The organism is Streptomyces erythrochromogenes, from assembly GCF_036170895.1.
Classification (GTDB): domain Bacteria; phylum Actinomycetota; class Actinomycetes; order Streptomycetales; family Streptomycetaceae; genus Streptomyces; species Streptomyces erythrochromogenes.
Map to the genome: position 1 here is coordinate 4806171 of NZ_CP108036.1, position 12780 is coordinate 4818950.

Here is a 12780-nt window from a genome sequence, read left to right on the forward strand (position 1 = left end):
CCGGGGCACGGTCGTGAGGGCTCGGTCCGCCCGGTTGGATCAGTTCTGCTGGTAGACGCCGAACATGTCGACCACGAGGTCCGCGGGCTCCCAGCCCCGGTTCCAGAAGTCGATGACGCCGGTCTTGCCGGTGCTCGCCTGGACCAGGTTCGGGACGGTCGCGCCCCTCGTCCAGTTCAGGTTCGAGGAGTTCGGCGGGGTCGGCGGCTTCCACGTGTCGTTCTCGTACTGCGCCCAGGTGTTCGGGTCCGGGGCGACCGAGAGGTGACCGCTGCCGCGGGTGTTGGTGACCGTCGTGTTCAGGACGTACGCCGTGTTGTTCGGCTTGCCGTCCGCCAGCGGCAGCCAGCGGTAGTCCTGGCCCTCCACCGGCCAGTCCCACTCGCGGGAGTCGTGCAGCCGCGTCGGCAGCACGGGCAGGTAGGCGGCCCCGCCGTTGGGCGTGTAGTAGCCGACGACGTCCACGACCACGTCGGCCGGGTCCCAGGCGCCGTTGCGGACGTTGATCTGGCCGTCCGGGCCGACCGGGACGATCACCGAGTTCGCGATCGTCTGGGTGGCGCTGAAGTTCACGTTCGACGTGCCGGGCGCCTGCTGCCCGCTCGGGAAGACCGTCAGGTGGCCGGCGCCGCGAGGGCCGGTGACGGTGACGTTGAGGGCGACGGCCGTGACGTTGGAGGACGGGATCGCCCCGCGGCCGGCGACCTGGACGGGGAACTGGCTCTGACCGGCGACCTGACCCCAGGTGCCGAGGCCCGAGCGGCTGTCGACGATGCGGGTCGGTTCCAGCGCGGTGTAGCCGCCGGCGGAGGCGGAGGCGCTGAAGTAGCCGGTGACGTCCGCGAGCAGGTCCACGTCGCCGTAGCTGCGGTTGACGAGCTCGACGTAGCCGTCCGCGCCCACCGGCACGATCGTCATGTTCGGCACGGTCTGGCCCGCGGTGAAGTTGACGTTGGAGGTGGTCGGCTGCTCCGTGCCCGACGGGTAGGCCGTGATGTGGCCGCCGGAACGGGGGCTGACGACGGTGACGTTGAGCGCCACGGCGGTCGCGCCGTCCGGGATGCCGCTGTTGCCGCCGACCTTCACGCGGGCCACGCCGTACGGGGTGACCGGGCGGTTGCTGCCGCCGATGCCGCTGCGGGTGTCGAGCAGCCGGGTCGGGGCGTGGGGGGTGAACTTGGAGCCCAGGGCCTGGACCTCCACGCTGTTGGTGGCGGTCACGTTGTTGTTCTGGTCGGTCAGGGTGACCGTGACCTTGTGCTTCCCGACCTGGGCGAAGGTGTGCTTCGAGGTCAGGAGCTTGGCCTTGGTGACCTGCTCGGTGTCGGTCTTGCCGTCGCCCCAGTCGATGTCGACCCGGACCGAGGACCCGGCGCCGGTGTTGATCTGCGACTCCAGGCTTATGCCGTGCGCGCTGGTGCCCGACGCCTCCAGGCCGACCGAGAGGCTCTGGTTGTCCTTCGCGGCGGCGGCCGAGGCGCCCGCGGACTTGCGGACCGTGCGCTCGGCCGGGCTGCGGAAGACAGCGGACTTCGCCGCCGCGGCCGTAGCCGAGTCGATCTTGGCGGAGACGCTCCCCGTGCGCTCCGCGGGCTGGTCTGCGGCCTGGGCCGCGGTCGGTACGAAGCCGATGGCCGCCGCTACGACGGCAGCCGAAATCATGACGCGGTGACGCTGCACCGGTCCCCCCTTTTTATTGAACCAGTTCAGAAAGTGATGCGCGTTCAGGTTACACATATCAGTCGGTCAAAAGGAACATATTTCCTAAACGCGTGAACGTACTGTCGATGGGGACGACGGGGCGTGCGTGGCGGTTGCACCGGATGTGATCGAGTTCCGCGGACGGCGATCCTCGAAAGTCATATGAGCTCGGTCGGCCCGTGCATAGGCTGACCACCGGTCAACCCGGATCCGGGGCAGGGTCCATGGAGCGAGGAGAGTCACTGATGGTCGGGTCCCGCGTCCTTGCCTTCGGGCACTATCAGCCGGCGAAGGTTCTGACCAACGCCGATCTGGAGCAGATGGTCGACACCAGCGACGAGTGGATCCAGAGCCGGGTCGGGATCAAGACCCGCCGGGTGGCCGCCGAGGACGAGTCGGTTTCGGACATGGCGGCGAAGGCCGCCGCGAACGCCCTCGCCAACGCGGGGCTGACCGGCGAGGACATAGATTTCGTCATCGTGGCCACCTGCACGGCGCAGGACCGCTCTCCCAACATGGCGGCTCGCGTCGCGGCGGCCGTCGGCGCCAAGGCTCCGGCCGCGATCGACGTGAACACGGCCTGTTCCGGATTCCCGCACGCGATGGCCCTGGCGGACCAGAGCATCCGGACCGGCTCCGCCACGAAGGCCCTGGTCATCGGCGTGGAGAAGCTGACGGACTTCGCCGACTGGACCGACCGCACCACCTGCGTGCTCATCGGTGACGGGGCCGGAGCGGCCGTCGTGGCCGCCTCCGAGGAATCCCGGATCAGCCCGGTGGTGTGGGGATCCGTACCCGAGATGGGGCACGCCGTACGCATCGAGGCGCCGTCCCACACCTTCTCCCAGGAGGGGCAGTCGGTGTACCGCTGGGCCACCACCGCCCTGCCGAAGGTCGCGCTCGAGGTGTGCGAGCGGGCCGGGGTCAAGCCCGAGGACCTGGGCGGCGTCGTCCTGCACCAGGCCAACCTGCGGATCATCGAGCCGCTGGCCCGCAAGATCGGCGCGGTCAACGCCGTCGTCGCCAAGGACGTCGTGGACTCCGGCAACACCTCGGCCGCCAGCATCCCGCTCGCGCTCTCCAAGCTCATCGAGCGCGGCGAGATCGAGAAGGGGGCGCCCGTGCTGCTCTTCGCCTTCGGCGGCGGCCTGTCCTACGCCGGCCAGATCATCCACTGCCCGTGACCGGGACGGACGCCGTGACCGAGATGAAGTCCTCTTCCCCCGCCCCCTGGTGGCCGGAGCTGCGGCTCCAGCCGGCCGCCGCGCCCAGGCTGCGCCTGCTGGTGTTCCCGCACTCCGGCGCCGGACCCAACACCCTCTTCCCCCTCGTCGAACCACTGCCCGACGACGTCGAGGTGCTCGGGCTCTCGCTGCCCGGCAGGGAGCGCCGCTTCGGCGAGGCCCCCGGCTGCCGCCTCGACGAGGTCCTGCACTCCGTCACCGACGAGGTGCTCGGCCGGGACCCGCTGCCCACCGTGGTCTTCGGCCACAGCCTCGGGGCGCTCCTCGCCGCCCGCACCGCGCACCTGCTCGGCCCGCACTGCCGGGCCGCCGTCGTCAGCGGCCAGGTACCCGGCCGGACCCGGCGCCGCGCCCACGCCACCAGCAGTGAGGAGGACGCCGTCCGGCTGCTGCGGGACGGCGGCGGCACCCCGGAATGGGTCATGCAGGATCCGGAGATGCTCGCCCACGTCACGCGCGTGCTGCGCGCCGACATCGACCTCAGCCGGGAGGCCGCCGTCGGCTTCGAGGACGTACGGCTCGACGTGCCCCTCCATGTCATCGGGGGTACGGCCGATCCGCTGGTCCCGCACGAGCCGCTGGACGGCTGGGCCGACCACACGACGGGGCCCTGCCGGGTCCGCCGCTTCGACGGCGACCACTTCTTCCTCCTCGCCGACGCACACCGCGGCGCGGTCGTGGACGTCCTGCGCGAGGCCCTCGCGCACTGACCTGCGCCCGTGCTGTGCCTGCCCCGGCTACGGAGCGACGGGCTATGGGCGGATGATGCGGACCTGGTAGCTGCCGTCGCGCAGTTCGCCCACCACCGAGATGCTGATGCCGGCCTTCTCGTCGGTGAAGGTCTCACCCGGCCGGAACGGCGCGTCCGACAGTTCGGCGTGCACGTTGGGCCGGCGGGTGCAGCCGCCGCTCGCGTTCGAGCTGTCCGACACGGTCACGGGGCCGTGCCCGGTGTCCACGTCGGAGTCCACCTTGTAGACGAGGACGCCCGGCCTGCAGACGGCCTCGTCGTTGCCGGCCCGCGTCCGCACCTCCACGGCGTAGCCGACGCTCTCCGACAGCGGGACGAAGGCCAGCTTCATACCGCCCTCCGACGCCAGCGGGGTCAGTACGTGGTCGCTGGTGCCGGACTTCGACGCGCAGGAGATCTGCGTGCTGTCCAGCCAGCCCAGCTTCCACTTGTGCCAGCCCATCAGGTCGTTGTTGGCACCCCAGTCCTCGCTCATGATGTCCCAGTGCCCGACCGTGTTCCCGCCGTCGGAGGTGTAGAGGTCGGGCAGTCCGAAGACGTGCCCGTTCTCGTGCGGGAGCACCCGGTAGCCGGTCTCCCGGTAGGTTCCGGAGCCGTCGTCCTGCCGGCTGTAGACGAAGGACGTGTTGGACAGCGGCACCCCGTCGGCCATCGGTGCCTCGCCGTTGCCCGAGAAGGTCACCGACAGGACGGTGTCCAGAGCGGACGGCCCGGCGTTCGGCGTGACCAGGATGTTGATCAGGTCGTACCGGCTGAAGTCCACCTCGGAGTCGGCGGCCTTGGCGATGTGCTCGACGAGCTGCCGGTAGCCCGGCTCGTACGAGGACCCGCGCTCGATCCCGTACGCCGCGAAGGGCATCGGCATCCGCAGCCAGGTCCGTATCGGGGCTTCGGCCCGGTAGGCCAGCCGGCCGTAGGAACTCGTACGGAACCAGTCGGAGGTCTGGGGGAAGAACTCCGCCATCCGGTCCAGGGCCGTGCCCTCGCCCTTGGCGTCGGGGAAGTCGATCATCAGGTTCAGCGCCCGGACGTCTCCCGTCGAGCGCGAGTACCCGGGCGGGGTCGGCATGCCCTCGGACATCTGCACGCCCATCGTCCCGGCGATCCGGCACGGCGCGAGCGCCGATTCGACGGTCGTGGCCACCGGCCCGGCAGCGGACTGGCCGCGGCCGGATATTCCCGTGCTCGCCGTCGCCGTGACGCCGATCGCCAGCGCGGCCAGTCCGATGTACGCGCCGGTGAGGCGTGGTCTGCGTATCCGGCGGCGGGTCTGCGTCATGGAGATCGCCTTCGGGTCCGCGGCAGCCGGCCCTGTCCGGTCTGCGCCCTGTGCGATTCACCCTCCGCCGGGCGCGCCGCGCCCGCGCGTCGGGAGAGGCCAAACGGTGACGGGCCACCCTCGACAGCGTGACCCGGTTCACACGCAGGAGTGAAATAACCGGGGAGCGGTTCCCCGTTTGTACGTGAGTCCCGCCAAGCGGGGAGCGGTTCCCCGTTTCGGCGAGCCGGCCCCTACGTCCCGAACCGCTCGTCACCGCCCCAGGGAGGCACCGGAATGAAGCGCCCCACCACGACCGCCGCGGCGGCCCCGTCCGCCCCGGCGGGAGCCGTGGACCTGGCGGCCCCGAAGGCCGGCCGGGCCGGCGTTTCCGGCGGGGCCGGCCCCGTACCGCGCCCGCGCGCCGACGCCGTCCGCAACCGCGAGCGGATCCTGGCGGCGGCCCGCGAGGCCTTCGTCGAATTCGGCTCGGCGGCCCCCTTCGATGAGGTGGCCCGCCGGGCGGGCATCGGCAACGCCACCCTCTACCGGCACTTCCCCGACCGCGACACCCTCGTCCACCACGTCGTGCTCTTCACCACGGAGCGGGTCACGGCCTCGGCCGAGGCCTCGCTGGCCGAGGAGCCCGACGCCTTCGCCGCGCTGTGCCGGTTCACGCACGCCGCCGCCGACGAGCGGATCGGCGCCCTGTGCCCGATGCTCGCCGACGGCTTCGACCGTGACCACCCCGAACTCCTCGCGGCGCGCACCGCCTTGGCGGAGGCCGTCGAGACCCTGCTGGCCGCCGGCCAGGAGGCCGGACTGGTCCGCGCGGACATCGGCGTCGGCGACCTTATGGTCGCCCTCTCCCAGCTCAGCCGCCCCCTCCCGGGTACGGCCTGCTTCGACACCGACCGCTTCGCCCACCGTCATCTCCAGCTCTTCCTCGACGGGCTGAGGGCTCCGGCCGGCTCCGAACTGCCCGGTTCGGCGGCCACTTTGGAAGACCTGACGCTGAAAACCGTGTGACACCGCCAAAGCTTACGAACTAGCCTTTTTCAGTCATTCCGCACAGTGAAGTGGGTACCCCCATGCCGAAAACAGCCGCGACACTCCCGTCGGCTGCCGATCCCAGTCGCTGGAAGGCGCTCGTCTTCATAGCCCTGGCCCAGCTGATGGTCGTCCTCGACGCGACCATCGTGAACATCGCCCTCCCCTCCGCCCAGACCGACCTCGGCATCTCCGACGGCAACCGCCAGTGGGTCATCACCGCGTACGCGCTGGCCTTCGGTGGACTGCTCCTCTTCGGCGGCCGCATCGCCGACAAGTGGGGCCGCAAGAACGCCTTCGTCGTCGGTCTCATCGGCTTCGCCCTGGCCTCCGCGCTCGGCGGCGCCGCGAACGGCGAGGCCATGATGCTCGGCGCCCGCGCCCTCCAGGGTGCCTTCGGCGCACTGCTCGCACCGGCGGCCCTCTCCCTGCTCGCGGTGATGTTCACCGACGCCAAGGAGCGCGCCAAGGCCTTCGGCATCTACGGCGCGATCGCGGGCGGCGGCGGCGCCGTCGGCCTGATCCTGGGCGGCTTCCTCACCGAGTACCTCAACTGGCGCTGGACCTTCTTCGTCAACATCCCCTTCGCGATCGTCGCGGCCGTGGGTGCCTGGATGGTCATCCGCGAGCCCGCCGGCTCCCGCAACCGCGCCCCGCTGGACATCCCCGGCGTGGTCCTGTCCACCACCGGTCTCGTGGCCCTGGTGTACGGCTTCACCCGCGCCGAGTCGGCCGGCTGGTCGGACGCGGTCACCGTGGCCATGTTCATCGCCTCGGCGGCCCTGCTGGCGGCGTTCGTCTTCGTCGAGTCCAAGGTGAAGTCCCCGCTGCTGCCGCTGCGCGTCCTGCTGGAGCGCAACCGCGGCGGTGTCTACCTCTCGCTCGGCCTGGCCGTCATCGCGATGTTCGGCCTGTTCCTCTTCCTCACCTACTACCTCCAGGTCGTGAAGGGCTTCTCGCCCGTCAAGACCGGCTTCGCCTTCCTGCCGATGATCGCGGGCATGATCCTGGGCTCCACCCAGATCGGCGCCCGCCTGATGACCCGCGTCGCACCGCGCCTGCTGATGGGCCCGGGCTTCCTGGTCGCCGCCGCCGGCATGCTGCTGCTGACCCAGCTGGAGGTCGGATCCTCGTACCCCGCGCTGATCCTGCCGGCGCAGCTGCTGCTCGGCCTCGGCATGGGTACGGCGTTCATGCCGGCCATGTCCCTGTCCACGCACGGGGTGGACCCGGCCGACGCCGGTGTCGCCTCCGCCATGGTCAACACCTCGCAGCAGGTCGGCGGTGCCATCGGCACGGCGCTGCTGAACACCATCGCCGCCTCGGCGACCACCGCGTACCTGACCGACCACGCGGCCGAGGCCGCCGCCGGCGGGGCCGCGGCCCAGCTGGTGCAGGCGCAGGCCATGGTCGAGGGCTACGCCTCCGCCATCTGGTGGGCGGTGGGCATCCTGGCCGCCAGCGCGGCCATCGCCCTGACGCTGATCAACACCGGCCGTCCGGGTGCGGGCGACCCGGTGGCCTCGGGCTCCGGCTCCGGCTCCGCCGAGGACGCCGGGATCAAGGTCCCGGTGATCGCCCACTGACCCGGGCCGCGGGCCCGCGGGAATGACTGGACACCCCGCTTGGTTCAAATTTGAACCAAGCGGGGTTAGTCTTTTCGAGGCAGCCCTGTACGACGACGGAGGAGCGCCCCCCATGACCCCGGCCCCCGCACCCCAGGCCCCGACGGGCGCGACCCCGCAGGCGGCGCGCATGCCGGCGCTTTACCTCAGCCACGGGGCGCCGCCGCTCGCCGACGACCCGGTCTGGCCGGGCGAACTGGCCGCCTGGTCGGCGGACCTGCCCCGCCCCACGGCGATACTCATGGTCTCCGCCCACTGGGAGGAGGCCCCCCTGGCCCTCGGCGCCACCGAGCGGGCCCCGCTCGTCTACGACTTCTGGGGCTTCCCCGAGCACTACTACCGGGTCCGCTACGACGCCCCCGGCGCCCCCGCGCTCGCCGCATCGGTCCGGGCGCTGCTCCGCGCCCCGGGCACCCCGGTCCAGGACATCCCGGACCGCGGCCTGGACCACGGTGCGTACGTCCCGCTGGTGGAGATGTTCCCGGAGGCCGACATACCGGTCCTCCAGATGTCCCTGCCGACGCTGGACCCGCGCCGCCTGATGGACATCGGCCGCAAGCTCGCACCCCTGCGCGACGAGGGCGTCCTCATCGTCGGCAGCGGCTTCTTCACCCACAACCTGGCCGCGCTGCGCCACACCGGCCCGGGCGTCCCCGGCTGGTCCGCGGAGTTCGACGCGTGGGGCCGCGAGGCGCTGGCCGCCGGCGACGTCGACTCCCTGCTCGACTTCGAGGCCAGGTCCCCGTCCGGCCGCCTGGCCCACCCCCGTACGGAACACTTCGCCCCGCTCTTCGTCACCCTCGGCGCGGCCGACGCCACCGGCGACCTCACGGCCCGCCGCGACCCGGTGTCCGGCTTCTGGATGGGCCTCTCGAAGCGCTCCCTCCAGTTCGGCTGAGAGGTTCCCCTCAAGGCCCCGGTGATCGACTCGTCGATGGTGAACCCCTTGGCGGGTCCCTCGGGCACGGCCACTGCGGTGCCGTACGGCACCGTGGTCTCCTCATCGGTGTGGGCGTCGCCGACCGGGCGCCACAAGCGACGCCCTCGACGCTACGGAGGCCGCGTCCCATGCCGACGAAATGCGCCCAGGCCTCACCCGAACGGGTGTCCAGGCAACCAGAAGCCCGTGGGGGCCGTCTGCAGGGGTGGGAGTGCAGCCGGGGCGGCGCCGCTCCGAGTGAACGAGCTGGCGCCGAGCGTGACGGCCGTCTCACGGACACGAGTCCACGGGCGACGTCGGGCCGGGCACCATTCGGGGCCTGACCTGCACCTCTTCGCGATCGTGCGACATTCGTCCCCCTCTCGTGGCGGGGCAGGATACTGCAAGATCTCGAAAAAGAGGGACCAGCGTGGGAATTCTGTCCCGATTCCAGTCGTTGTTTCCTTCGGATGCGGGCACTCGGGAGAGTGTCCGAGGGCGCACCACCGCACCACGGTGGCCGTCCGGCAGCCGCACCGCGACCGAACTCATCGCAAGGGAGCACGCATGGCAACCCGCGCCGTCGCCCGCCGTCAGTCCACGAGCAGTGCACGCGCTGTGGGCGGGGAGATCGCAGACCGCGACCTGGTCGGCATGTACCTGGACGAGATCGCGCGCACCCCGCTCCTCGACGCCGCCAAGGAAGTGGAGCTCTCCCAGATCATCGAGGCCGGTGTCTACGCCCAGCAGATCCTCGACGGCGCGACAGAGCGTGACGGGGACAAGCCCACCCGCGAGGAGCTGGAGGCGCTGGCCGCCGAAGGGGAGCGGGCCAAGGAAGTCTTCATCCGCTCCAACCTCCGCCTCGTCGTCGCCGTCGCCCGGCGCTATCCGCGCAGCGGCCTGCCCCTCCTCGACCTGATCCAGGAGGGCAACGCCGGTCTGGTCCGCGCCGTGGAGAAGTTCGACTACACCAAGGGCTTCAAGTTCTCCACGTACGCCACGTGGTGGATCCGCCAGGCCATCACCCGCTCCATCGCCGACCAGTCCCGCACCATCCGCCTCCCCGTCCACCTGGTCGAGGAGCTCGGCCGGATCCGCCGGATCCAGCGCGAGTTCAACCGTGAGAACGGCCGCGACCCGGAGCACGCCGAGATCGCCGCCGAGCTGGACTCGACGGAGAAGCGCGTCGGCGACGTACTGGACTGGGCGCGCGACCCGGTCAGCCTGAACATGTCGGTGGACGACGAGGGCGACACGCAGTTCGGTGACCTCCTGGAGGACACCTCGGCGATCTCCCCCGAGCAGTCCGTGCTCTCGCTGCTGCGCAGCGAGGAGCTGGAGGACCTGCTCGGCAAGCTCGACCAGCGCACCGCGTCGATCATCAAGATGCGGTACGGGATCGAGGACGGCCGCGAGCGGACCCTGACGGAGGTCGGCAAGCAGCACGGCCTGACCCGCGAGCGGATCCGCCAGATCGAGAAGCACGCCCTGCTGGAGCTGAAGCGGATGGCGCGCGACACCGGCTTCGACGCCGTGGCCTAGCCGCCCGCCGCCGAGCCCCCTGAACGAGCCCCGGTGCCTATCCCCCCCAGGCGCCGGGGCTCCCCCGTGTCCGGGCGCCGCCACCTATCCGGGCGCCACCGCCGACGTGAGCCGCGCGGCCAGCGTGCCGGCCGCCGCCCGCAGCGCCGCAGGTTCTCGCACCGTGAACGCCAGCCCCGTCAGCGCCAGCCGGGCCGCCAGCCACTCCGGCGCGTCCCGGCTCTCGAAGCGGACCAGGGCCGGCGTCGCCCCGCCCGGCACGACGGCCGCCCGCAGCCATTCCGGCAGCTCGGCCGCTCCCGCCTCGAAGGCGATCTCCACCGCGTACGTCTGCGAGCCGTGCGCGCCGAGCCCCCGCCGCACGAACTCCTCCGCGTCCATCGGCAGCTCCCGCGGCGCGAACCGGGCCCCCGTGGCGAAGGCCTCGGCCACCCGGTCCACCCGGAAGGTCCGCCAGTCCTCCCGCTCCATGTCGTAGGCCACCAGGTACCACCGGCTGCCCGTGCTGACCAGCCGGTAGGGCTCCACCAGCCGCCGTGACTCGGCTCCGTCCCGCGCCCGGTAGGCGAACCGGAGCCGCTCCGGCCCGGCCACCGCCGACGCCATCGTCGTCAGCGTCCGCGGGTCCACCCTGGCGCCGTCGCCCCGCGTCAGCGCGATCGTGGCCGACTGCAGCGTGCCCACCCGGTGCCGCAGCCGCGACGGCAGGACCTGCTCCAGCTTCGCCAGGGCGCGTACGGAGGCCTCCTCGACCCCCTCGATCGCGTGCCCGGCCCCCGCCCGCAGCCCCACCGCGATCGCCACGGCCTCCTCGTCGTCGAGCAGCAGCGGCGGCATCGCCGCGCCCGCGACCAGCCGGTAGCCGCCCTCGGCCCCGAGCGTGGCCTCCACCGGGTAGCCGAGTTCCCGCAGCCGCTCGATGTCGCGCCGGATGGTCCGCGCGCTCACCCGCAGCCGTTCCGCCAGCTCGCTCCCGGGCCATTCGCGCGGGGTCTGGAGGAGGGACAGCAGGGAGAGCAGCCGTGCCGGTGTGTCGGTCATGGATCCAGGTTGCCAGCGAAATAGGACACTAACTGACCTACATCCCGTCTAAGTTTCTCCTCATGACCACCGAGACGTCCAAGACATCGCCCGAAAGAGAGAACGGGCCCGTACGAGAAGAGCGGAACGACGTAGCCCACGACGCACCCAGCTCACCCCCCGACCGCCGCCGCTGGCTGGCGCTCGCCATCGTGATGACCGCGGCCTTCATGGACCTGGTCGACGTCACGATCGTCAACATCGCGATACCCACCATGCGCCAGAACTTCGGCGCGTCCACCAGCGCGATCCAGTGGATCACCGCAGGTTACGCGCTCGCGTTCGCCGCAGGGCTCATCACCGGCGGCCGTCTCGGTGACATCTACGGACGCAAGCGCCTCTTCCTCGTCGGCATAGCCGGCTTCACCGTCGCCTCGCTGCTGTGCGGCATCGCGGCCGACCCGGGCATGCTCGTCGCCTCCCGCATCCTCCAGGGCGGCATGGCCGCCATGATGGTGCCGCAGGTGCTGGCCATCATCCACGTCACCTTCCCGCCGCAGGAGCGCGGCAAGGTCTTCGGGATGTTCGGCGCGATCGTGGGCCTCGGCGCGGTCTCCGGCCCCATGCTCGGCGCGCTGCTCACCGAGTGGAACCTCTTCGGCCTCGAATGGCGCCCGATCTTCCTGATCAACCTGCCCGTCGGCATCGCGGGCGTGATCCTGGGCCGCAAGTTCATCAGTGAGTCCAAGGCCCCGCAGGCCCTGCGGCTGGACCTGGTCGGCGTCGTCCTCGCGACCCTCGCCCTCGTCATGCTGATCTTCCCGCTCACCCAGGGCCGCGAGAACGGCTGGCCGCTGTGGGGCTTCGTCTGCATGATCGCGTCGCCGTTCGTCTTCGCCGCGTTCATCGCGTACGAGAAGTACAAGATCAAGAAGGACGGCTCCCCGCTCGTCGAGCTCTCCCTCTTCAAGGTCAAGAGCTTCGCCGGCGGCATCGCGGTCCAGCTGACCTTCGGCATCGCGACCGGCATCTTCTTCCTGGTCTGGACGCTCTACATGCAGATGGGCCTCGGCTGGAGCGCCCTGCGGGCCGGCACCACCGGCATCCCCTTCTCCATCGCCGTCTCCGTGGCCGCCGGCCTCTCCGTCGAGAAGCTCGTGCCGCGCTTCGGGCGCAAGGTGCTCCAGGCGGGCGCCCTGGTCATGGCCGCGGGCCTGGTCCTCTACATCTGGGAGTCCGAGCACTACGGCATGGAGATCGCCTCCTGGCAGATGGCCGCCCCGCTGGTCCTCATGGGCATCGGCATGGGCCTGATCGTCGCCCCGCTCAACGACACCACGCTGTCCGAGGTGCCGCGCCGGGACGCGGGCTCGGCCTCCGGGCTGATCAACACCACCGGCCAGATGGGCAACGCGCTGGGCCTCGCCCTGACCTCCGTGGTCTTCTTCGGGCTGATCGAGGACGACATGGCCTTCGGCCCGCCCTACGTCGAGGCCTTCCGCGGCGCGCTCTGGTGGGTCGTGGGCGTGCTGGTCGTGATCTCCGCGGTGATGTTCATGCTGCCGCGCAAGGCGATCCCGATGGAGGAGCGCGAAGGCGCCGCCGAGCACGCGGCGAACACCCCCGAGCACGCGGCGGACGCCCCCGAGAAGGTGCCCGCTCTCTAG

10 protein-coding genes are annotated in these 12780 nt (G+C 71.3%); 7 read left to right on the forward strand and 3 right to left on the reverse strand.

Annotated elements, in window-relative coordinates:
* Nucleotides 1-39 precede the first annotated feature (39 nt).
* Nucleotides 40-1680 (reverse strand): PKD domain-containing protein, encoded by a 1641-nt coding sequence (locus OHA91_RS21935; RefSeq protein ID WP_328739808.1) that lies wholly within the window; start codon nt 1678-1680, stop codon nt 40-42.
* 266 nt (nt 1681-1946) lie between these two features.
* Here OHA91_RS21935 and OHA91_RS21940 point away from each other — a divergent pair, with 266 nt between their 5' ends.
* Nucleotides 1947-2885, forward strand: coding sequence for a beta-ketoacyl-ACP synthase III (locus tag OHA91_RS21940; protein WP_031150579.1), 939 nt, complete (start codon nt 1947-1949; stop codon nt 2883-2885).
* A complete protein-coding gene (locus OHA91_RS21945) occupies nt 2882-3655 on the forward strand; it encodes a thioesterase II family protein (protein ID WP_031150583.1) in 774 nt (257 codons plus the stop codon). Before OHA91_RS21940 ends, OHA91_RS21945 begins: the two co-directional genes overlap by 4 nt.
* Nucleotides 3656-3697: 42 nt before the next feature.
* Here the strand turns inward: OHA91_RS21945 and OHA91_RS21950 are convergent, their stop codons facing one another.
* Nucleotides 3698-4975, reverse strand: a complete 1278-nt coding sequence (locus tag OHA91_RS21950) for a M6 family metalloprotease domain-containing protein (protein WP_031150584.1) — start codon at nt 4973-4975, stop codon at nt 3698-3700.
* Nucleotides 4976-5251: 276 nt separating this feature from the next.
* On the opposite strand from OHA91_RS21950, the gene OHA91_RS21955 reads away from it, so the two are divergent.
* The 4 genes from OHA91_RS21955 to OHA91_RS21970 all read left to right on the forward strand — a co-directional run bounded on the left by OHA91_RS21955 (nt 5252) and on the right by OHA91_RS21970 (nt 10093).
* The gene (locus OHA91_RS21955) at nt 5252-5983 is read left to right on the forward strand and encodes a TetR/AcrR family transcriptional regulator (RefSeq protein ID WP_031150585.1); all 732 of its coding nucleotides are present in this window, start codon (nt 5252-5254) and stop codon (nt 5981-5983) included.
* 62 nt (nt 5984-6045) lie between these two features.
* Nucleotides 6046-7590 carry an MFS transporter gene (locus OHA91_RS21960; RefSeq protein ID WP_031150588.1) on the forward strand — a complete coding sequence of 515 codons (1545 nt, stop codon included), beginning with the start codon at nt 6046-6048 and terminating at the stop codon, nt 7588-7590.
* A gap of 112 nt (nt 7591-7702) precedes the next feature.
* Complete coding sequence (locus OHA91_RS21965) at nt 7703-8527, forward strand: dioxygenase family protein (RefSeq protein ID WP_051893138.1); 825 nt, start codon at nt 7703-7705, stop codon at nt 8525-8527.
* Between the two features lie 588 nt (nt 8528-9115).
* Nucleotides 9116-10093, forward strand: coding sequence for a sigma-70 family RNA polymerase sigma factor (locus OHA91_RS21970; RefSeq protein ID WP_031150596.1), 978 nt, complete (start codon nt 9116-9118; stop codon nt 10091-10093).
* Between the two features lie 84 nt (nt 10094-10177).
* Here OHA91_RS21970 and OHA91_RS21975 read toward each other — a convergent pair whose 3' ends face one another.
* Nucleotides 10178-11134 (reverse strand): helix-turn-helix transcriptional regulator, encoded by a 957-nt coding sequence (locus tag OHA91_RS21975; protein WP_031150597.1) that lies wholly within the window; start codon nt 11132-11134, stop codon nt 10178-10180.
* A gap of 62 nt (nt 11135-11196) precedes the next feature.
* Between OHA91_RS21975 and OHA91_RS21980 the strand changes: the two genes are divergently transcribed.
* Entirely contained in the window at nt 11197-12780 is a 1584-nt protein-coding gene (locus tag OHA91_RS21980) for an MFS transporter (protein WP_037632300.1), read from the forward strand.